Source organism: Streptomyces sp. NPDC006711 (genome assembly GCF_042869775.1).
Taxonomy (GTDB): Bacteria; Actinomycetota; Actinomycetes; order Streptomycetales; family Streptomycetaceae; genus Streptomyces.
This window is the reverse complement of record NZ_JBIAGO010000001.1, coordinates 97,622-118,734: the sequence shown is the minus strand read 5'-3', so window position 1 is coordinate 118,734 and position 21,113 is coordinate 97,622. Positions and strand designations below refer to the sequence as shown.

Genomic DNA, 21,113 nt, shown 5'->3' with positions numbered 1-21,113 from the left:
GCGGAGGTTTGCGCCAAGTGCGCCCCCGACGAGCCAGTTGGTGGTAATGGCCGCGTTTCGCGTGGGTGGGCATGGGCAGCCGCGCCTGGGGGGACAGGGCAGCACAGAGAGGGACCAGTGGCGTGACGCTGAGAGTGGACGAGTCCGAGCAGGGCACGTGGACGGTGCTGCGGGTCAGCGGTGAGCTGGATCTGGTCACCTCGCCCCGACTGCGCCGCCAGGTGCACGAGGCGGTCGCCGAGGGCCGCAGGGATCTGGTCCTCGACCTGTCGGGGGTGCGTTTTTGCGATTCGAGCGGTGTGGGCGTGCTCATCGCGGCGCGCCGCCTGATGCGTTCCTGCCAGGGCCGGCTCCGGCTGATCCTGCCGGCCCGCGGCGCCCTGGACGGCAGCCATGTGAACAAGGTGCTCGCCGCGCTGGGTGTACGCCGGCTGTTCGCGGTGTACGGGGACGTGAACTCCGCCTCCGACGACCTGGCCGAACCCCTCTCCGCGTAAGCCGGACGCGGCGACGCGGGCCCCCCAGCGCCGCAGCGCCGCCGTCCCCCGCCCGTGGCACACGTCGCCGTATCCCCCGCGCGCGGGCACCAGGAGTCGTACGCTCTGGCCATGGCCAGTATGGACAGCCCAGACAGCGCAGCAGGTCCCGACAGCGGCGAGTACGAGCGGAGGGTGGCGGCCCGCTTCGCCTCCTTCGACCAGGACGGCAACGGCTGGATCGACCGCGAGGACTTCTCGACCGCGGCGGCGGCCCTGCTCGCCGAGTTCGGCACGACCGCCCGCTGCGACAAGGGGCAGGCCCTGTACGGCGGCGCGGAGGCGCTGTGGCAGGGGCTCGCCGGGATCGCGGACGTGGACGGCGACCAGCGGGTCACGCGCAAGGAGTTCGTGGGGGGCGCGCTCAAACGGCTGCGGGACCGCACCAGCGGCTTCACCGAGATCGCACGCCCCTTCCTGCACGCCGCGTTCGCGGTGGCCGACACGGCGGGCGCCGGCACGGTGGCCGTGGCCGACGCCGAGCGCGCGCTGCGGGCGCTCGGCGTCGAGCCCGGGGTCGCGGCGGAGGTCGCCGTGACCCTGGACAAGGACGCCGACGGCCGCGTCACGGAGCCGGACGCGGTGGCCGCCTTCGCCGCCTACTTCACGACGATGCCCTGAGCGGGGGCCGCGCCCGGTTCGGCCCGGACCCGGGGCGCGGAGGTCAGTGCCAGTTCCAGTCGATCAGGGTGCGCAGCGTGTCCGCGTGGAAGTCGGGGAAGTCCATCGGGACGACGCCCAGATGGGTCCGCTCGCTCAGGCGCGCGTTCAGATAGCCCTGCACGCCCGGCATGATCGCGTCCGCGTTGACCTTGGGCCAGCCGCCGCCCGCGTAGCTGGTGAAGTTGATGTACAGCTGCGCGGAGTCCTGGTCGTAGAAGGCGTTGTCGAACTGCTGGGTGACCTTGGCGGTCTTCTTCGACGGCCAGGACAGGCCCTGGTAGACGTCCTGGAGCTTGATGTACTGGTTGGACAGGAAGTCGTTGTCGCCGCCGGGCCATTGGAGCACCGGCCAGTCGTTGTCGAACTGGGCGATGAGGACGATCTTCCCGCGTGCCTCACCGAGCGTGGGCACCCGGTCGGTGAGCAGGAAGCGGGAACGCCAGCCCTTCTGGTCCAGATAGACGTTCAGTACGTTCTTGAAGTTGGCGCCGACCTCGTTCTTGGTCCCGCTCTCCTTCTTCAGCCGCATCAGCAGGACTTCACCGGGGTGGCTGTCGAGGAAGGCCGCGCTCTGGGTCAGGACGTCGCCGAACGTCATGCCCTGGTAGTAGCCGGCGTGGTAGATCCCGAACGCGTCGTCGAGATGGCCCTGGAGCCCGTTGGCCCGGATGTCGAAGAACCGGATGCCCTCCTGCAACTGCTGGGTCAGACCCCAGTTCTGGGTGTGCGACCACTCGGTGCCGTTGTTCGGGTCGGTGCAGCACGAGTCATGGGTGCCGGGGATGGTCATCCGCAGCAGGGAGAGGCTGTCGGGCAGCGCGGCCATCCAGTGGGCCGGGTCCGCGCTCGCGCGGGGGCGCACGGCGGCGCGCGCGGTGCCGGGCAGGAGCGCGGCGGCGGAGACCGCGCCGGCGCCGAGTATGAGGTGTCTGCGAGTGAGTTCCATCGGTCCGTCCTTGGGGGAGAGCGGCAGGGCCACCCCAGAGGGGTGGCGGGCCCCAGGGTCATGCCCCGCCGAACCGCCGGCGCAACGTGGATTTCACCACCTTCCGCAGCGTCTCGTTCCTCGGCAGCGCCTCCACTACCTCAAGCCGCTCGGGCAACTTGTGCGCCGAGAGCCCCTGGGCCCGCAAGTGCGCAGTGATCCCGGCGAGCGTCAACTCCCGTGTGCCCGGCGGCTGTTCGACGACCGCGCACACCAATTCCCCCCGCTCGGCGTCCGGCAGGCCTATCACAGCGGCGTCCCCCACGTCCGGGTGCGTGTGCAGCAGGTCCTCGATCTCCTTCGCCGAGATGTTCTCGCCCTTGCGAATGATGATGTCCTTGATCCGCCCGGTCAGGACGAGGTGCCCCGACTCCCGCACGTGCCCCACGTCCCCGGTGAGCAGGAACCCGTCCGCGTCGAAGGCCGCCCTCGACTGGGCGGGGTCGAGATAACCCCGGCACACGGCGTCGCCGCGCAGCCGCACCTCGCCGTCCACCCCGGGCGCGAGCGGCCCGCCCGCCCGGTCGGTGACGCGGATCTCCATGCCGGCCGGGGGCCGGCCCTCGGTGGCGGCCAGGTTCTCGGGGGTGTCCTCGGGGTCGCCCATGGTGATCATCGGGACCTCGGTCATGCCGTACCCGTGGGTGAGCTGTACGCCCATCTCGCGTACGACCGCGTGGTAGACCTCCGGCGGCTTCGGCGCCCCGCCGCCCGCGAGCAGCCGCAGGGTGGGGATGATCCGCTCACCGGGCCGCTTGCGCTGCTCGGCCAGGAACATCGAGTAGAACGCGGTCGAGCCGCCGGCCACGGTGACCCCGTGGCGCCGGTACTCCGCCAGCGCGTCCGGCAGCGCGAAGTGTTCGAACAGGACGGCGGGGAAGCCGTGGAGCAGCAGCATCACGGTGTAGTCGGGCCCGGCTATGTGGGCGAAGGGGAACGCCATGGAGCCGACGTCGGCCTCCGACAGGCGCAGGGCGCCCGCCAGGCACGAGCCGCCCGCGATCAGCGAACGGTCGGTGTGCAGCACGCCCTTGGGGTCGGACGTCGTCCCCGACGTCCAGTAGATCCACCGCACGGACGTACCGTCCCGTGGCGCCGGCGGCAGCACCCCCGGGTCGCCGTCGGGCAGGTGGTCGTACGCCTCGAACACGCCCCGCGCGCCGAGCCGGCGTGCCATCGCGGTGTGGTCGAAGCCGCGCCAGACGCCGGGCACCGCGAAGAACTCCGCCCCGGACTCCCGCAGCGCGAAGCCGGCCTCGCGGTCGCGGGAGAAGGGGATCAAGGGCGACTGCACCGCGCCGAGCCGGGCGAGCGCGAACGACAGGATCACCGTCTCGATACGGGTCGGCAGCTGCCAGGCCACCACGGTCCCGGGCCGCACTCCCATGCCGTACAGGCCGGCCGCCGCCCGCTCGCAGCGCTCGCGCAGGGCGCCGAAGGTGAGGACGCGGTCGCCCTGGAGCAGAGCCGGACGCCGAGGGGTGAGTGCGGCGCGGCGCTCGATCAGCTCCCAGAGCGTGCGCGAGGACTCCAGTGCCTGTGCGGTGCCGGTCACGACGCTCATGTCCGCCCCTAACTGACGTACCGTCAGATCTGCGCAGAGCGTAGGCCCCCACTCCTTGCTGGTCCAGAGGCGCGGAGGCTAGCCTGCTGCCTGACGGCCCATCAGGTCAGCGGAGGAAATCCCCATGACTGAACTGCCCGGACTGACTGAACTGCCCGAACCGCGCGTGTCCGGACTGCCGCGCGCCATGGCCCCCGGCACCGCCCACGCCCGCTGATGGACCTCACCTACACTGAGGAGGAAGAGGCCTTCAGGTCCCGCCTGCGTGACTGGCTCGCGAAGGCGCTGCCCCGGCTGCCGCCCAGGCCCGACCCGTCCGACTGGCCGGCCCGCAGGGCGTACGACACGGGCTGGCAGCGGATGCTGTACGACGCCGGGTACGCGGGGCTGCACTGGCCCGTGGCGGCCGGGGGGCGGGGCGCCACGCCCACGCAGCACCTCATCTACCTGGAGGAGACCGAGAGGGCGGGCGCCCCCTACGTGGGCGCGAACTTCGTCGGGCTGCTGCACGCGGGCCCCACCATCGCCGCCGAAGGCACCCCCGAACAGCGGGCCCGCTGGCTGCCGCCGGTACTGCGCGGCGACGAGATCTGGTGCCAGGGCTTCAGCGAACCCGACGCGGGCTCCGACCTGGCCGCGCTGCGCACCCGGGCGGTCCGCGACGGCGACGACTACGTGGTGACGGGCTCGAAGATCTGGACCTCGCACGCCGAAGTCGCCGACTGGTGCGAGCTGTTGGTGCGCACCGCGCCCATCGACGCGTCCGTGCCCAAGCACCGGGGCATCACCTGGCTCGCCCTGCCGATGGACGCGCCCGGCATCACGGTCCGTCCGCTGCGCACCCTGGCCGGCTCGGCGGAGTTCGCCGAGGTGTTCCTGGACGAGGTGCGGGTGCCCGTCGCCCACCGGGTCGGCGCGGAGAACGACGGCTGGCGGGTCACCATGGTGACGCTGGCCTTCGAACGCGGCACGGCCTTCGTGGGGGAGGTGGTCGCCTGTCGCAGGACGCTGACCGAACTGGCCGCGACCGCCAAACGCAACGGCGCCTGGGACGACGACGAGACCCGACGCCAACTGGGCGCCCTGCACGCCGAGTTCACGGCGTTGTGGCGGCTCACCCAGTGGAACGTGAGCGCGTCCACACGCGCCGGCGGCGCCCCGGGGGTCGGCGGTTCCGTCTTCAAGCTCCGCTATTCGCACGCACGTCAGGAGCTGTACGAAACCGCGGCCCGCGTCCTTGGGCCCGACGCGCTCGACCTCGGCCGCGCCCTGACCCTGGACCGGCTCTCCTCGCTCTCCTACACGATCGCCGCCGGCACCTCGCAGATCCAGCGGAACATCGTCGCCGAGCGCATCCTCGGCCTCCCCAAGGGGCGCTGATGGACTTCCAACTCACTGCGGAGCAGCGGGCGTTGCAGGCGGCCATGCGCGACCTCCTGGCGGCGCGCCTGGACCACGCGGCGCTGCGCGCGGCCGTGGAGCGGCCCGCGCTCGACCGGGAGCTGTGGAGGGCGCTGGGGGAGGCGGGCTTCTTCGCGCTGCGGCTGCCCGAGCGCGAGGGCGGCGTCGGCCTCACGCTCGCCGACGCGGCACTCGTGTTCGAGGAGGCGGGACGGGCCCTGCTGCCCGGCCCGCTGGTGGCGACCCATCTGGCCGCCGGCACCGAACCCGGCGCGGCCACCGGGGAGTCCGTGGTGACCCGGGTGGACGGCCCCCTCGTCGGCTGGCTCGCGGAGGCCGACCACGTCCAGGGGGACGCCGAGGGCGCCGTCGCGCTGCGTTCGGTCGACCCCCTGACCCCCCTGCACCGTACGCGCGGAACCCGTACGTACGTGCCCGAAGCGGCCCTGCTCGCCGCCGCCGAACAGGTGGGCAGCGCGTCCCGAAGCACCGAGCTCGCGGTGCAACACGCCAGGAGCCGCGCCCAGTTCGGGCAGCCGATCGGCGCGTTCCAGGCCGTGAAACACCTCTGCGCCGACATGCTCGTACGCACGGAGGTGGCGCGTGCGGCGGTGTACGCGGCGGCCGTCACCCAGGACCCGTACGAGATCGCCGGGGCCAAACTCCTCGCCGACGAGGCGGCCGTGCGCGGCGCGCGCGACTGCCTCCAGGTGCACGGCGGCATGGGCTTCACCTGGGAGGCCGAGGTCCATCTGCACCTCAAGCGGGCCTGGGTGCGGGCCGAGCAGTGGCAGTCGGCCAAGGAGGCGGCCGAGGTTCTGGCGGCGGCCCTGTAGGGCGCCCGCAGGCGCCGGGGGTCAAGTGCCGGAGTCGCCCGGCTGCGTACGGTGAGTGGTCACGGTGCGTGGGCGGCCGGGGGCCCGGCGCACTCGTCACGAGCCGGAGCCGGGGCGCTCTCCGGTACTCTCCGTGGGATGCGAGTGGTGGTGTGGCGCGGTTCTCCCGGTGGTGCCGGTGCGGCGGCCCCGGGCCTGGGAACGCACGCCGCAGACACCGCGCGGAGGCGTCCCGCGCGCCCCCGTTCGGTACCCCGCGACGTGAGCCGCACAGTATGCACCACGCATACTCCTTCGCGCTGGAATATGCCCGAAGCGCTTGTTGCGGTGACTGTACGTCAACCATGCTGTCTCGCACGGGAATCACGTTCCGTGACCCCGTTGGTGGTCCTGTGAGGCGCGAGGCGATGTGTCCGCCGGTTCGGATGGTGTGAACGGTGCAGGTGCTTCAGGTTCAGTTGGAGGTCGGTCCCGATCCCGCCGAGGTGGGCCGGGCCCGCAGGTGGGCCCGCTCACGGCTGGCGGGCTGCGGTATAGGGCTCGACGAGCCGGTCGCCGAGACGTTGATCCTGCTGATCTCGGAACTCGTCACCAACGCCGTGGTGCACACGGGCCGGCCGGCGGTGCTGCGGATGCGGCTGGGTCCCGCCGAGTGCGGCACCGTACGGGTCGAGGTGTGTGACGTCAGCTGTCGGCCGCCCGAGCCGCGCCACGCGCAGGGCGACGACACCAACGGGCGCGGCCTCGAACTCGTCGACGGGCTCGCCGACCGGTGGGGCTGGCGGCCCGAGGGGGTGGGCAAGTCCATCTGGTGCGAGGTGGACCGCGCCACGCCCGGCAGACAGCCGGGTCCGGAGCTTTCGAGGCATTCGGGGCTCAAGGAGCACACGGGGCGCACGGACGGGGCGTGCGAGAACATGACGTATGTGCCCCCGCGCGCCGTCACCAATAGGGCATAAGTGGTGAAGTGCCCGGCAGGTGTTGACGGGTGGTGGCACTCTGATCACCCTGGGATGAGCGATTCGACGCGAGGGGACGCCGAGGACTCCGCACGGCCTCGGCGAGTGCGGGTCGCGGCACGGCGTCGGCTCCACCAGGGCGAGGCTCCTCGCGCACCAAGTGGGGAGCGGAGCCGGTCCGCCGGTGCCGGGGTGGCGGCGTCGGTGCCGTGCTCGGGGCGCGCACCCGCCGCCGCCACCCGTGAAGGCCCCGCCCCGGCCGTCGGGGAGCCCGGCTACAGGATGGCCACCGGGGCGACGGGGGTCCCCGTGCCGCCGACGAACGGCTCGGGCATGGCGCTCAGCAGGAAGGTGTGGCGCGAGGCCTGCGCGCAGGCCCGTGACAGCTCCTCCAGGTTCCAGTTCTGGCCCTGCGGCATGCCCATCTCGACCAGGTCGAGCGCGTGCACCGGCAGCCACAGGTCCTCGATCTCCGGCGGGAAGATCTCGAACGTGAGGGTGTCGTTGGCGACCGCCGCGACATCGCGCGCGTGGAACCACTCGGGCGTGCGCACGGAGAGCCCGGGCGAGGGGTAGCCGTACCCGTGCCGGTCCCCGGCCAGATACACCTGGACCTGCCCGGTCCGTACGAGGACGATGTCGCCGGCGCGCACCGTGACCCCCGCGAACTCCTCCGCATCGGCCAGGTCCTCGGGGGTGACCGCGTGGCCGCCGTCCAGGCGGTCGAGCCCCTTGGCGCGGGCGACGTCGAGAAGCACCCCGCGCGAGACGACGGGGCCGAACTTGTCGATGCCGCTGAACTCGGCGCCGCCGTGCGGGGTGATGGTGGCGGCGGGGCGGCCGTTGTAGAGCTTGCCCGAGTGCGAGACATGGGTCAGCGCGTCCCAGTGCGTGGCCGCCTGGAGCCCGAACGTCACCGCGTCGTCGCTGCACGCGACGGTGTCCGGGCCGAAGAGTTCCTGGTTGATCTGCACCATGGTGTGCAGCGGGTTGATCCGGCCCGGGATGACGCCGGTCTGCACGCCGTCCTGCCGCAGCGGCAGCGCGAGCGGGACGCGTCGCCCGTCGCGCACGCCCGCGACGGCCTCGCGCACGACGGCGTCGGTGATGAGGTTGAGCGTGCCCCTCTCGTCCTCGGCCCCCCAGCGCCCCCAGTTGTTCACGCGGCGGGCGATCTCGTGGAACTCGGGCGGCAGTGGCATACGCGTCCCTCCCGGGGGCTTGTGGTGGGGTATCCGGCCGGACAAGAATCTAACGGTCCGTCAGAAACCGCGGGAAGGGGCCGGCGTGGGGAACTTCTTGGCAGGCGGGGTCGTCGCCGTGACGGGGGCGGGCCGGGGCATCGGGCGCGCCGTCGCGCTCGCCGCGGCCGCCGAGGGGGCGAAGGTCGTCGTCAACGACTACGGCGTCTCGGTCGAGGGCGGCGAGCCCAGCAGTGAGGTGGCCGACGCGGTGGCGAAGGAGATCGTCGCGGCGGGCGGCCGGGCGGTGGCGGTCGCCGACGACATCTCCACGATGGCGGGGGGCCGGCGGGTCGTGGACACCGCGCTCGCCGAGTACGGGCGGATCGACGGGGTGGTCTGCGTCGCGGGCATCCTGCGCGAACGCATGCTGTTCAACATGTCCGAGGAGGAGTGGGACCCGGTCATCGCCACGCACCTGAAGGGGACGTTCACCGTCTTCCGCGCGGCCTCGGCGGTCATGCGGCGCCAGGGCTCGGGCACGCTGATCGGCTTCACCAGCGGCAACCACCAGGGCAGTGTGGCCCAGGCCAACTACAGCGCGGCGAAGGGGGGCGTCATATCGCTGGTCCGCAGCGCCGCGCTCGGCCTGCACAAGTACGGGGTGACGGCCAACGCGGTCGCGCCCGTCGCCCGCACCCGGATGTCCGCGAACGTGCCCATGGAGCTGGCGGAGATCGGGTCGCCCGAGGACGTGGCGGCCCTCGTGGTGTACCTGCTGTCCGGCCGGGCCCGCGAGGAGGGCATCACCGGGCAGGTGTACACCGTCGCCGGGCCCAAGATCGCGGTGTGGGCACAGCCGAGGGAGCTCCGCGCGGGGTACGCGGAAGGGGGTTGGACCCCGGAGCGGATCGCGGAGTTCCTTCCCGGCACGGTCGGGACGGACCCGATGCCGATGCTGGCCCACCTGGACCGCATGGCCCGGGCCGCGGCGTCAGGCTCCCGCCCCAACACGTAACCCCCTGGGGCTCCGCCCCAGACCCCGTTCGCGCCTGAAGGGCGCTCGTCCTCAATCTCCCCCAAGGCCTTAAGGGCCAGGGGGACCCCCATGACGGGCTGAGGTTGCCGCTGCGGGCCAGCACCAGCCCCGCCAGGGGCGCGGGGAACTGCGCGACAAGCCACACACGACCCGCACCCGACCACGAAGCCCTTAAGGGGCGCGGGGAACTGCGCGATAAGCCACGTACCACCCGCAGTCGCAAGGCAACGGCTCCGCGCCGGCCGGCCGGGGTTGGAAGGGGCGCGGGGAACTGCGCGAAAAATGGAGGCAACCGTGGACTTCCGATTCGGCCCCGCCGACACCGCCTTCCGCCAGGAGGCCCGAACCTGGCTCACCACGCACCTTCCCGCCCAACCACCCCATTGGGAAAGGGAGTTGGGCGCAAGCGGATGGATCGGCCTGGGCTGGCCGGACCAGACGTACGGCAACCGCACAGCCACCCTCACCCAGCAGGTCGTCTGGGCGGAGGAGTACGCCCGCGCCGCCGCCCCACCCCGCACCGGCCACATCGGCGAAAACCTCCTCGCCCCCACCCTCCTCACCCACGGCACCCCCGCCCAGAAGGCCCGGTTCCTGCCCCCGATCGCCCGGGGCGAGGAACGCTGGTGCCAGGGCTACAGCGAACCCGGCGCCGGCTCCGACCTCGCCGGCATCCGCACGGCCGCCCGCCGCGAAGGCGACACCTACCGCGTCACGGGCCAGAAGATATGGACCTCCCTGGCCCACGAGGCCGACTGGTGCTTCGTCCTGGCCCGCACCGAACCGGGCTCCCGGCGCCACCACGGCCTCTCCTTCCTGCTCGTACCGATGGACCAGCCCGGCAGGATCGAGGTCAGGCCGATCCGCCAGCTGACGGGGACCAGCGAGTTCAACGAGGTGTTCTTCGACGGCGCGATGGCCCGCGCCGAGCACCTGGTGGGCGGCGAGGGCAACGGCTGGGCGATCGCGATGAGCCTGCTCGCCCTGGAGCGCGGGGTCTCCACGCTGGCCCAACAGATCGGATTCACCGCCGAGTTGGAGCAGGTCGTCGCCCGGGCCCTCGCGGACCCCGCGCCCCTGGACCCCGCCCTGCGCGCCCGTATCGCCACCCAGTGGGCCGAACTGAAGGTCATGCGCTGGAACGCCCTGCGCACCCTCGGCAGCGCCCACGACCCGGGCGCGCCCAGCGTCGCCAAGCTGCTGTGGGGCGGCTGGCACCGGCGGCTCGGGGAGCTCGCGATGGCCGTACGGGGCGCATCGGCCACCGTGACGTCCGCCGACTGGGACGCGTCGAATCCGTACGAACTCGACGCCTTCCAGCACCTGTTCCTGTTCTCCAGGGCCGACACGATCTACGGCGGCTCGGACGAGATCCAGCGCACCATCATCGCCGAGCGCGTGCTCGGCCTGCCCAGGGAGGTCCGGGTTCCGTGAGAGGTGTCCTTTTCGACGGAGAGCGGACCCAGGTCGTGGACGACCTGGGGATACGGGACCCGGGCCCGGGGGAGGTGCTGGTGGCGATCGCGGCGGCCGGGCTGTGCCACTCGGACCTGTCCGTCATCGACGGAACGATCCCCTTCCCCGTGCCGGTGGTGCTCGGGCACGAGGGCGCGGGCGTGGTGGAGGCGGTGGGCCCGGGCGTGACGCACGTGGCGCCGGGCGACCACGTCGCGCTGTCCACGCTGGCAGGCTGCGGCGCGTGCGCGGAGTGCGACCGGGGCCGGCCCACGATGTGCCGGGAGGCGATCGGCACGCCGGGCCGCCCGTTCACGCGCGCGGGCCGGCCGGTCCACCAGTTCGCCGCCAACTCCGCCTTCGCGGAACGCACCCTGGTCAAGGCCGTCCAGGCGGTGAGGATCCCCAAGGGCGTGCCGCTCACCTCGGCGGCCCTGATCGGCTGCGGGGTCCTGACCGGTGTCGGCGCCGTCCTCAACCGGGCCCGGGTGGACATCGGCGAGAGCGTCGTCGTCATCGGCACCGGCGGCATCGGACTCAACGTCATCCAGGGCGCGCGTATCGCAGGCGCCTCGGTGATCGTCGCCGTGGACACCAACCCGGCGAAGGAGCCGCTGGCCCGCCGGTTCGGCGCGACCCACTTCCTGTCCTCGGCGCAGGGCGTACGCGACATCCTGCCCACCGGCGCCGACCACGCCTTCGAATGCGTGGGCCACCCCGCCCTGATCCGCGCCGCCGTCGACCTCCTCGACCGGCACGGCCAGGCCGTTCTGCTCGGCATGACCGCCCCCGGCACGGAGGCGTCCTTCCTGCCCGCCGCACTCTTCCTCGACAAGTCCATCCTCGGCTGCCGGTACGGGAGTTCACGCCCCCAGCGCGACATCCCGCGCTACTGCGAGCTCTACCTCAAGGGCGCCCTGCTCCTGGACGAACTGGTCACCAGGACCTACTCCGTGCGGAACTCCGACGACTTCGCCGAGGCCGCGCGGGACCTGCGCGAGGGGCGGGTGGCACGCGGGGTGCTGACCTTCCAGACCACCGGCGCGGGACCCGCTCAGCCCGCCGCCCCGGCGCGGAAGGTGCGGCGGTAGGCGGTCGGCGGCACACCCAGGGCGGCCTGGAAGTGCTGGCGCAGCGACGTCGCCGTACCGAATCCGGCCGCGCGCGCCGTCGCGTCCACCGACAGATCGGTCGTCTCCAGCAGCTGGCGCGCGTGCTCAACGCGCTGCTGGGTGAGCCACTGGCCCGGGCTCAGACCCACCTCCTCGCGGAAGCGACGCGTGAAGGTGCGCACCGACATCGCCTCGCGCTCGGCCATGTCCCGCAGCTGGATCGGCTCGTGCAGCCGTCCCAGCGCCCAGGCGCGCGCGGCCGTCGTGGTCGCCAACTGGAGTTCGGGTACCGGCCGTTGGATGAACTGTGACTGCCCTCCGGCCCGGTGCGGGGGGACCACCATGCGCCGTGCCACGTCGTTGGCGACGGCCGCGCCGTGGTCGCGCCGCACGATGTGCAGGCACAGGTCGATCCCGGCGGCCACCCCCGCCGACGTCAGCACGTCACCGTCGTCGATGAACAGCACCTCGGGATCCACGTCCACGCCGGGATGCAGACGCTGGAAGTGCTCGGCGTGGGCCCAGTGCGTGGCGGCGCGGCGCCCGTCGAGATATCCGCCCGCCGCCAGCACGTACCCGCCCGTACAGATGGACACCAGACGGGCGCCGGGGCGCACCAGGGCGAACGCGGCGGCCAGTTCGGGGGTGAGGACGCCCTCCTCGAAGACCGGGCCAAGCTCGTACGAGGCCGGGACGACCACCGTGTCCGCGCCGGCCAGCGCCTCGGGCCCGTTCTCTATCAGGACCGAGAAGTCCGCGTCGGTACGCACCGGACCCGGTGGCCGCACCGAGCAGGTGACCACCTCGTACAGCGGCCCGCCCGCCGGGTCGTTCGCGCGGCCGAATATCCGCTGGGGGATGCCGAGCTCGAAGGGGAGCAGCCCGTCGAGGGCGAGCACCACGACGCGGTGGCTGGTGCGGTGGGCGTTCATCCTGGCGCTCCATGGGCGGGGGTGGGCGGCGCTGCGGTCCTGTGACGCACAAGTCCGGGCCCGCGCGCGACATTCCCGCGCGGCCCGGGCCCCCTGGCCCGATCCCTGCGAAGGGTGACCTCCCGGCCACTCGTACGACCGTCGGCATCCGGCCAGTCTGGGTGACGTGACCCAGACAACCAACCGGCCCGCAGGGCCCGCCCGGCCGCGTCAGGCCGCACCCCGCATCCACCGCGCCTGGTCCGTGGCGGCCGTCGCCTTCGTCACGATCATCGGCGCCGCCGCCTTCCGATCGCTGCCCGGACTGCTCATCGACCCCCTGCACCAGGAGTTCCAGTGGTCGCGCGGCACCGTCGGCGCGGCGGTCTCGGTGAACCTCGCGCTGTACGGACTGACCGCGCCGTTCGCCGCCGCCCTGATGGACCGCTTCGGCATCCGCAAGGTCGTCGCGGTCGCCCTGACCGTGATCGCGGCGGGCTCCGGGCTCACCGTGTTCATGCACGCGGCCTGGCAACTCATGCTGTACTGGGGCCTGTTGGTGGGCCTGGGCAGCGGCTCGATGGCGCTCGCGTTCGCCGCGACCGTCACCAACCGGTGGTTCACCGAGCGCCGGGGCCTGGTCACCGGCATCCTCACCGCCGCCTCCGCGTCCGGCCAGCTGATCTTCCTGCCGCTGCTCTCCTGGCTGGTGGAGGCCCACGGCTGGCGCCCGGCCGCCATCACGGTGGCCCTCGCCGCGCTCGCGGTCGTCCCCTTCGTCTGGCTGCTCCTGCGCGACCACCCGGCGGACGTGGGCCTCGCGCCGTACGGGGCGAGCGCGCCGGTGCCAAGGCCCGCCCCCGTCAAGGGCGCGGCCCGCCGCACCCTGACCGTCCTCGTCAAGGCGGCGCGCACCGGGCCGTTCTGGCTGCTCGCGGGCACCTTCGCGATCTGCGGCGCCTCCACCAACGGCCTCGTGCAGACCCATTTCGTGCCGGCCGCCCACGACCACGGCATGCCGGTCACCGCGGCCGCCGGGCTCCTCGCCGTCGTCGGTGTCTTCGACGTCGCCGGCACGATCTTCTCGGGCTGGCTCACCGACCGCTTCGAATCGCGCCGCCTGCTCGCCACGTACTACGCCCTGCGGGGCATATCGCTCCTGTTCCTGCCCATGCTGCTCGCGCCCGCCGTGCACCCGCCGATGATTTTCTTCATCGTCTTCTACGGGCTCGACTGGGTCGCCACCGTGCCGCCGACCATCGCCCTGTGCCGCCGCCACTACGGCGAGGACAGCGCGATCGTCTTCGGCTGGGTGCTGGCCTCCCACCAGGTCGGCGCGGCCGTCGTCGCCTTCCTCGCGGGGGTGGCCCGCGACGCGTTCGGCAGCTACGACGTGGTCTGGTACGCCTCGGGCGCGCTGTGCGCGGCGGCCGCGCTGATGGCCCTGGTCATCCGGCGCGTGGGCCCGGGCGGGGAACCGCTTGCCGCGTGACCGCCTCTTCCTGTGCGGGGAACGCCGTTCCCGTACCGGGAGGGTCCCCCGGCACACCGAGGGGGAGTGTCCGTGAAACCGAACGACAGACGGGGCGCCGTCCTGGTGGCGGCCCTGCTCTGCGCCACCGTGACCGCGTGCGGCACGGCCCGCCCGGGCGACGCCCCGGCCAGGCCGGCGGCCGCGTCGAGGGACAACTGCGCCGACCGCACGACGGAGCGGCCCGGCCCCACCGGCACGACCCCGGCAACGGAGGACGACCCGGGCACTCCGGGTCCGCCGACGGATGCGGATGCGGGTACTCCGGGCCCGCCGACGGATGCTGACCCCGGCACTCCGGGTCCGCCCACGGATGCGGACCCCGGCACTCCTGGCCCGCCCACGGACGCGGATGCGGGCACTCCTGGCCCGCCCACGGATGCGGACCCCGGCACTCCTGGCCCGCCCACGGACGCGGATGCGGGCACCCCGGGTCCGCCCACCGATGGCAGTGCCGCGCCCTGTCTTCCGGCCGGGTGGTTCGACATGACCCGGGACTTCACCGACTACTACGCCCACCACCTCACCAAGGCGGACGACGGGATGTGGCCCTCGGTCGTGGCGGTGCGCGTGCGCAAGCACCGCGAGGCCGAGGAGGCCGTGGTGACGGTCGCCTTCGACCCGCCGCCGGGCACCAGCGACTGGGAGGGCCGCCGGGTGGCCGAGGTCTTCGCCGACTGGCGCCGCGAGGTGTACGACGACCGGGGAACGGTGCGGGTGGAGACCAGGGGCGCCCGGCTCATCACCGCGTCGTCCTGGTGAGCACCCCGGCGTACGGGGCACGTACGCCCCCGGGCCCGGGCCGTCTCAGTCGCTGAGGCGCCCGAACCCGCCCCGGTGGAAGAGGAGCGGGCCGGTGTCGCCGGTGGCGCCCAGCGCCTCGACGCGGCCGACCACGATCAGGTGGTCCCCGCCGGTGTGCACGGCGTGGACGCGGCAGTCGATCCACGCCGGTACGCCCGCCAGGAGCGGCGACCCGGTCACGGGCGCCGGACCATGGGCGACCCCGGCGAACTTGTCGGCCCCGCTGACCGCGAACCCCCGGCACAGCGCGCCCTGGTGGTCCCCCAGCACGTTCACGCAGAACGCTCCGGCGCGGGCGATGCGCGGCCAGGTCGTCGACGTACGCGCCACCATGAACGCGACCAGGGGCGGATCGAGCGAGAGCGAGACGAAGGACTGGCAGGCGAAACCGGCAGGACCGGCCGCGTCCTCGGCGGTGATGACGGTGACCCCGCTCGCGAACTCCCCGAGCACACGCCGGAATTGGCCCGGGTCGACGGGCGCCCGCTCGTCGTCCCGTACGGCCCGCAGGTCCGGCCGGGGCAGGAGCTCGACGGGTTCGGCGGCCGTGGCGGCGCCGACGGACCTGAGGTATCGGACGACGGTGGCCGCCATCCCTGCGTGTCCCATCACACCCGTCATTGAACCTGACGGTGCATCAGATGGGAAGAAGTGCCAAGTCCCTCACAACCCCCGGTATCGGGGGGTGCGGCGCGCCACGAAGGCGGCGACACCCTCGTTCGCGTCCTGGGTGGTCATGTTGATCTCCTGCGCCCAGGCCTCGGCGGCGAAGGCGGTGGCGCGGTCGCCGTCGAGGGAGGCGTTCACCAGGTGCTTGGTGAGGGCGATCGCGCGGGTCGGCCCGGCCGCAAGCCGCTCGGCCCACTCCTTGGCGGTGGCGGCGAGGTCGGCGTCGGCGACCACGCGGTTGACCAGGCCCATGCGCTCGGCGTCGGCGGCCGTGAGCGCGTCCCCGAAGAACATCAGCTCCTTGGCCCGCCTCGGCCCCACCAGGCGGGCCAGCAGATAGGCGCCCCCGCCGTCCGGCACGAGACCGCGCCGTACGAACACCTCGATGAACCGGGCGGATTCGGCGGCCAGGACGAGATCGCAGGCGAGCGCGAGGTGGGCGCCGAGACCGGCGGCGGTGCCGTTGACCGCCGCGATGACCGGCTTCTCGCAGTCCAGTACGGCGCTGATCAGGCGTTGGGCGCCCTGCCGTATGACGCGGGCGACGTCGCCGGCGACGCGTTCGCTGTTGGACGCCGCCGCCGACGACGCCGCGCGCAGGTCGGCGCCCGCGCAGAAACCCCGGCCGGTGGCGGTGATCACGACGGCTCGTACGGCGGGGTCGGTACCGGCCGCTTCCAGCAGAGAGATGACGCGTTCGCGCTGGTCGGGGGTGAGGGCGTTCATGGCGTCCGGCCGGTTGAGCGTGATCCACGAGACGCCGTTGTCAGTGGCGTGCAGTACCAAGGAGTGCAGGGGGTCCATGGCGGGCTCCAGGCGGGTCGGGGCGGCTCAGCGGCGGAGGCCTTGGCGGCGGAGGCCTCAGCGGCAGACGGCGAGGGCGTCGAGCGCGACGGCGCCCTGCCCGCGCGGCAGCACCATGATCGGGTTGATGTCCAGCTCGGCGAGGTCGTCGCCCAGTTCGAGAGCCATGCGCTGCACGCGCAGGACGACCTCGACGAGCGCGTCCACGTCCAGCGGGGGCCCGCCGCGTACGCCGTCCAGGAGGGCCCGCCCCCTGAGCTCGCCGAGCATGTCCCGCGCCTGCCGCTCGCCGAAGGGCGGTACGCGCACGGCACAGTCGCCGAGCACTTCCACCAGGACCCCGCCGAGCCCGACGGTCACGGTGGGCCCGAACAGCGCGTCGTGGGTGACGCCGACGACCATCTCGACCCCGCGCTGGACCATCTGGCAGACCAGGATTCCGTCGAGCTCGACACCTTCGTAGCGGGCGATGTCGGTGAGTTCGCGGTAGGCGTCCCGGATCTGGCTGGCCGACGTCAGTCCCACCTTGACGAGGCCGAGGTCGCTCTTGTGGGCGATGCGCGTGCCGGAGGCCTTCATGACGACGGGGTAGCCGACGAGCCCCGCCGCGCGCACGGCGGCCGCCGCGCTGGTCACCAGCTGCTCGCGCGGCACGCGGATGCCGTACGCCCGCAGGAGTTGCTTCGCCGCGTGTTCGCTGAGCTGCTGGCCGGGGCGCATCAGGGCCCGCGCCTTGCGGAAGGAGGGCGAGGGCACGCGGGGCGCCTCGTCGAAGGGCGAGCGGTAGCCGGTGGTGAACCGGTGGTGGGAGAGGTGGGCGCGGACGGCGGCTATGCAGTTGGCGAAGGTGCGGAAGGTGGCGACCCTGCTGGAGCCCAGCAGCGTCTCGCGGTAGGCGGCCTCGGTGCCGAGCGGGGAGCCCCACACCACGCACACCAGCTTGTCGGTCTGCTCCGCCGCGTCCACGAGGTCGCGCGCGAGTCTGTCGCTCATGGGCGGGAAGGGCCCGGTGATCGGGCAGATCAGCACGCCGACGGCGGGATCGGCGAGGATCGCGTCGATGATTTTGCGCCCGCGCCAGTCGCCGACGGGGTGTCCGCCGTTGTCCACGGGGTTGGCGACGCTGAGGTAGGGCGGTATCCACTCGTGGAGCTCGGCCTGCTTGGCGGCGGACAGGACGGGCAGGTCCAGCCCGGCGGCGGTGGCCAGATCGCAGAAGTGCGCCCCGGTGCCGCCGGAGATCGAATACACCACGACGCCCTCGGCGTGGGGCGGCCGGGCGCGGGCCAACAGGGCGGCGGTGTCCTGGAGTTGGTCGAGTCCGTCGACGCGGATGACGCCGTACTGGCGCATGGCCGCGTCCACGACGTCGTCGGCGCCGGTCAGTTTGCCGGTGTGGGAGGCGGCCGTGCGCGCCCCGGCCTCGGTGCGGCCCACCTTGACGGCCACCACGGGGACGCCGGCGCGGGCGGCGCGGTCGGCGGCGAGCAGGAAGGACCGGCCGTCCTTGAGCCCTTCCACGTAACAGGCGATGGCGCCGACCTCGGGCCGCTCGGCGAAGTAGGAGATGAAGTCGGCGGTTTCGAGGTCGGCCTCGTTGCCGGTGGGCGCCCAGTGCGACAGCCGCACGCCCAGCTCCTGGAGGGTGAACACGGGCCGTCCCTGGTGCCCGGACTGGGTGATCAGCGCGATGGCGGGTCCTTCCAGGTCGTCCCGGAAGTTCTCGAAGGCGTTGAGGTTGGTGTTGGGCCCGAGCAGCCGCAGCCCGGACCGCTTGACGGCGGCGGCCAGCTGTTCCTGGGCGGCGGCGCCGCGCTCGCCGGTCTCGGCGAACCCGGAGGCGAAGGCGACGGCGAACTTCACCTTGGCCTCGGCGAGCTGTTCCACGACGGGGAGCGGGTCGCCGACGAGCAGCACGGCCAGATCGACCTGATCGGGCAGGTCGGCCACGGCGGCGACGCACGGCAGCCCGAAGACGGTGTCGCGGGTGGGGTGGACGGGGTGGACGCGGGCGCCCACGCGCCGGGCCCAGTCGATGAGCTGGCGGGTGATGCCGGTGTTGGGCCGGCCCTCGGCGTCGGAGGCGCCGACGACGGCGACGGACTCGGGCCGGAAGAACCTGTCCAGGTCCGGTACGTCGGCGTACAGCGGGCGGCCACTGACGTCCAGGTCGCCCTGGCCCGCCGTCCTGCTGTGTACGGCGCCGGGTCCCGGCTGCTCGCCGCAGGCGACCACCCGTGCGCGGAAGTCGGTCGTGAGGGTGCCGTGAGTCGATCCGAGCATCGTTCCGCCCGCCCCTGGTCGATGGCCAACGTGACTGAGCCGTACCGGTGGTAACTGACGCATAGTCAGATTACCGAACTGACGGGCTGTCAGGAACCGGCGTGCGGGCAAAGCCTGGGCCCTGCGGGGCGAGCGGGGTATCGACCCCGGCCCCGCTCTTTGGGGGTGCGCAGGACCTGCCCACCCCTGGCCCCTCTCAAAACGCCCCCTTCCAGCCATCCCCGGCAGGCCGAGGGTGCCAGTGCGGGCCGGCACGAGCCCCGCCAGGGGCGCGGGGAACTGCGCGACCAGCCACGCACGGCCCGCAGCCAGGGTCCCTGGGGCTCCGCCCCAGACCCCGTTCGGCCTGAACGGCCTCGTCCTCAAGCGCCGGACGGGCTGAGGTTGCCGGTGTGGGCCAGCACCGAGACCGCCAGGGGCGGGGGGCTGTATGTACGGGCCCGCACCAGCCCCGCCAGGGGCGCGGGGAACTGCGCGACCAGCCACGCACGGCCCGCAGCGGGGGTCCCTGGGGCTCCGCCCCAGACCCCGATCGCGCTGAACGCGCTCGTCCTCAATCGCCGGACGGGCTGAGGTTGCCGGTGTGGGCCAGCGCCGAGACCGCCAGGGGCGGCGGGCTGTATGCGCGGGCCAGCACGGACCCCGCCAGGGGCGCGGGGAACTGCGCGAGAAGCGCCCACGGCCCGCAGCCGACGCCCCTGGGGCTCCGCCCCAGACCCCCTTCGGCCTGAACGGCCTCGTCCTCAAGCGCCGGACGGGCTGAGGTTGCCGGTGTGGGCCAGCACCGAGACCGCCAGGGGCGGCGGGCTGTATGTACGGGCCCGCACCAGCCCCGCCAGGGGCGCGGGGAACTGCGCGCCCAGCCACGCACGATCCGCAGCGGGGGTCCCTGGGGCTCCGCCCCAGACCCCGTTCGGCCTGAACGGCCTCGTCCTCAAGCGCCGGACGGGCTGAGGTTGCCGGTGTGGGCCCGCACCGACCCCGCCAGGGGCGGCGGGCTGTATGTACGGGCCGCCACCAGCCCCGCCAGGGGCGCGGGGAACTGCGCGAACAGCCACGCACGATCCGCACCCGACGGCGGGGTTGAAAGGGGCGCGGGGAACTGCGCGACCGGGCACCCGTGGCCTGCACGTAGGGTCACGCGCAGGCGGGCCGGCCGGGGCCGTGGGGGCCCGGGTTGGTCAGGGGGACAGGGCTCGGGCGATGCGCGCGGCGTCGCGGCGCAGTTCGCGCAGCATCCCACTGATGGGGTTCGTGAACCCCGTGAAGTACAGCCCCCCGACCCCCACAACCACCCGCTTCCCATGGGCCCGAGGCCGCCCAACCGCATCCAGCACCCCCAAATGCCCCACCAGCCCCTCAAGCCCCCGCCGATACCCCGTCGCACAGATCACCGCATCCGGCGCCACCCGCGTACCGTCCGCAAGGACCACCTTGCCGTCGTCGAAGGACTCGACCGCCGCCACGATCTCCACCCGCCCACGACGGACCGCGTCGATCAGCCCCACGTCCTGCACCGGAATCGCCCCCTCCCGCACCCGCGAGTACAGCCCCTTGGCCGGCCGGGGCAGCCCGTAGGGGGCGAGGTCCGGCACGGACAGGCGCGCGGTCAGGGAGGCCGCCGCGTCCACGAGGCGTACGGGGAGCCGCCGCACCAGGATGCCCGTGGCCTGCGCGGGCCACCCCGCCGTGGACCGGCGCACGATGTGCGGCGCGGTCCGCACCGCGAGCCGCACCCGCGCGGCCCCGCCCTCGGCGAGGTCGGCGGCGATCTCCGCCCCGGTGTTGCCGGCCCCGACCACGAGCACGTCCCGCCCCACGTACGACCCCGGGTTGCGGTACAGACCCGCGTGCACCAACTCCCCGGTGTACGTCTCCACCCCGGCCCACTCGGGAACGTACGGCGTGTGGTTGTACCCGGTCGCCACCACCACCGCCCGCGTACTCAGCCGGCGCCCACCCGTCGCGTACAGGACCCACCCCTCACCCCCGGGCCCGCGTTCGACGCGCTCGACCTCGACCCCCGTGACGATCTCCAGTTCGTGGACGGCGGCGTACGTCTCCAGGTACCGCACCACGTCGTCGCGGGCCACCCACCGCCCGAACCGGCGGGGGATCTTCAGCCCGGGCAGCGCGGAGAGGCGCCGCGTGGTGTGCAGGCGCAGCCGGTCGTAGTGGCGCCGCCAGGAGGCGGCCACGGCGTCGGACTTCTCCAGTACGACGACCCGTACGCCTCGCGCGCGCAGGCACGCGGCGACGGCGAGGCCGCCGGGCCCGGCGCCGATCACATAGACGGGGCTCGCGGGATGGGTGGTGTCGGCCATGAACGCTGAGCGTAACGGCGTGACCACTTGATGGGTCTCGGTCAAGCCGGGAATGG

The 21,113-nt window shown here is 73.3% G+C and carries 18 protein-coding genes; 10 read left to right on the top strand and 8 right to left on the bottom strand.

The features are described 5' to 3' along the window. Positions 1-122: 122 nt before the first annotated feature. Entirely contained in the window at positions 123-497 is a 375-nt protein-coding gene (locus ACFYM2_RS00530) for an STAS domain-containing protein (protein ID WP_350231009.1), read from the top strand. A gap of 111 nt (positions 498-608) precedes the next feature. Next, positions 609-1,157 carry an EF-hand domain-containing protein gene (locus ACFYM2_RS00525; RefSeq protein ID WP_350231008.1) on the top strand — a complete coding sequence of 183 codons (549 nt, stop codon included), beginning with the start codon at positions 609-611 and terminating at the stop codon, positions 1,155-1,157. A gap of 43 nt (positions 1,158-1,200) precedes the next feature. On the opposite strand, the gene ACFYM2_RS00520 is transcribed toward ACFYM2_RS00525, so the two are convergent. Both ACFYM2_RS00520 and ACFYM2_RS00515 read right to left on the bottom strand, forming a co-directional pair. Beyond that, the gene (locus tag ACFYM2_RS00520) at positions 1,201-2,145 is read right to left on the bottom strand and encodes a phosphatidylinositol-specific phospholipase C domain-containing protein (protein WP_358994753.1); all 945 of its coding nucleotides are present in this window, start codon (positions 2,143-2,145) and stop codon (positions 1,201-1,203) included. A 58-nt stretch (positions 2,146-2,203) separates the two neighbouring features. Then, positions 2,204-3,748, bottom strand: a complete 1,545-nt coding sequence (locus ACFYM2_RS00515; RefSeq protein WP_388832164.1) for a class I adenylate-forming enzyme family protein — start codon at positions 3,746-3,748, stop codon at positions 2,204-2,206. Between the two features lie 216 nt (positions 3,749-3,964). Here ACFYM2_RS00515 and ACFYM2_RS00510 point away from each other — a divergent pair, with 216 nt between their 5' ends. The 3 genes from ACFYM2_RS00510 (at position 3,965) to ACFYM2_RS00500 (ending at position 6,944) form a co-directional block, all read left to right on the top strand. Beyond that, positions 3,965-5,128, top strand: a complete 1,164-nt coding sequence (locus ACFYM2_RS00510) for an acyl-CoA dehydrogenase family protein (protein ID WP_388832161.1) — start codon at positions 3,965-3,967, stop codon at positions 5,126-5,128. Next, entirely contained in the window at positions 5,128-5,985 is an 858-nt protein-coding gene (locus tag ACFYM2_RS00505; RefSeq protein ID WP_358994759.1) for an acyl-CoA dehydrogenase family protein, read from the top strand. The genes ACFYM2_RS00510 and ACFYM2_RS00505 overlap by 1 nt, the downstream gene beginning before the upstream one ends. Positions 5,986-6,422: 437 nt before the next feature. Further along, positions 6,423-6,944: an ATP-binding protein gene (locus ACFYM2_RS00500; protein WP_358994762.1), complete on the top strand. Its 522-nt coding sequence runs from the start codon at positions 6,423-6,425 to the stop codon at positions 6,942-6,944. Between the two features lie 275 nt (positions 6,945-7,219). Here ACFYM2_RS00500 and ACFYM2_RS00495 read toward each other — a convergent pair whose 3' ends face one another. Further along, on the bottom strand, positions 7,220-8,146 hold the full coding sequence (locus ACFYM2_RS00495) for a cyclase family protein (protein WP_358994765.1): 927 nt from the start codon (positions 8,144-8,146) through the stop codon (positions 7,220-7,222). An 85-nt stretch (positions 8,147-8,231) separates the two neighbouring features. Here ACFYM2_RS00495 and ACFYM2_RS00490 point away from each other — a divergent pair, with 85 nt between their 5' ends. The 3 genes from ACFYM2_RS00490 (at position 8,232) to ACFYM2_RS00480 (ending at position 11,710) form a co-directional block, all read left to right on the top strand. Beyond that, entirely contained in the window at positions 8,232-9,143 is a 912-nt protein-coding gene (locus ACFYM2_RS00490) for an SDR family NAD(P)-dependent oxidoreductase (RefSeq protein ID WP_358994767.1), read from the top strand. A 315-nt stretch (positions 9,144-9,458) separates the two neighbouring features. Continuing rightward, positions 9,459-10,598 carry an acyl-CoA dehydrogenase family protein gene (locus tag ACFYM2_RS00485; RefSeq protein ID WP_388459813.1) on the top strand — a complete coding sequence of 380 codons (1,140 nt, stop codon included), beginning with the start codon at positions 9,459-9,461 and terminating at the stop codon, positions 10,596-10,598. Further along, positions 10,595-11,710, top strand: coding sequence for a Zn-dependent alcohol dehydrogenase (locus tag ACFYM2_RS00480; RefSeq protein ID WP_388832156.1), 1,116 nt, complete (start codon positions 10,595-10,597; stop codon positions 11,708-11,710). Before ACFYM2_RS00485 ends, ACFYM2_RS00480 begins: the two co-directional genes overlap by 4 nt. Here the strand turns inward: ACFYM2_RS00480 and ACFYM2_RS00475 are convergent. Beyond that, the gene (locus tag ACFYM2_RS00475; protein ID WP_388832154.1) at positions 11,674-12,663 is read right to left on the bottom strand and encodes a GlxA family transcriptional regulator; all 990 of its coding nucleotides are present in this window, start codon (positions 12,661-12,663) and stop codon (positions 11,674-11,676) included. The genes ACFYM2_RS00480 and ACFYM2_RS00475 overlap by 37 nt on opposite strands. A gap of 166 nt (positions 12,664-12,829) precedes the next feature. On the opposite strand from ACFYM2_RS00475, the gene ACFYM2_RS00470 reads away from it, so the two are divergent. Beyond that, on the top strand, positions 12,830-14,134 hold the full coding sequence (locus ACFYM2_RS00470; RefSeq protein WP_358994779.1) for an MFS transporter: 1,305 nt from the start codon (positions 12,830-12,832) through the stop codon (positions 14,132-14,134). Positions 14,135-14,659: 525 nt separating this feature from the next. Continuing rightward, positions 14,660-14,935 carry a hypothetical protein gene (locus ACFYM2_RS00465; protein WP_358994782.1) on the top strand — a complete coding sequence of 92 codons (276 nt, stop codon included), beginning with the start codon at positions 14,660-14,662 and terminating at the stop codon, positions 14,933-14,935. Between the two features lie 45 nt (positions 14,936-14,980). Here ACFYM2_RS00465 and ACFYM2_RS00460 read toward each other — a convergent pair whose 3' ends face one another. From ACFYM2_RS00460 to ACFYM2_RS00445, 4 genes are all read right to left on the bottom strand, one after another. After that, positions 14,981-15,571 (bottom strand): flavin reductase family protein, encoded by a 591-nt coding sequence (locus tag ACFYM2_RS00460; RefSeq protein WP_388833050.1) that lies wholly within the window; start codon positions 15,569-15,571, stop codon positions 14,981-14,983. A 69-nt stretch (positions 15,572-15,640) separates the two neighbouring features. After that, positions 15,641-16,450 carry an enoyl-CoA hydratase/isomerase family protein gene (locus tag ACFYM2_RS00455; RefSeq protein ID WP_388459816.1) on the bottom strand — a complete coding sequence of 270 codons (810 nt, stop codon included), beginning with the start codon at positions 16,448-16,450 and terminating at the stop codon, positions 15,641-15,643. 57 nt (positions 16,451-16,507) lie between these two features. After that, entirely contained in the window at positions 16,508-18,733 is a 2,226-nt protein-coding gene (locus ACFYM2_RS00450; RefSeq protein WP_388832151.1) for an acetate--CoA ligase family protein, read from the bottom strand. 1,181 nt (positions 18,734-19,914) lie between these two features. Beyond that, positions 19,915-21,057 carry an NAD(P)/FAD-dependent oxidoreductase gene (locus ACFYM2_RS00445; RefSeq protein ID WP_358994785.1) on the bottom strand — a complete coding sequence of 381 codons (1,143 nt, stop codon included), beginning with the start codon at positions 21,055-21,057 and terminating at the stop codon, positions 19,915-19,917. Positions 21,058-21,113 lie beyond the last annotated feature (56 nt).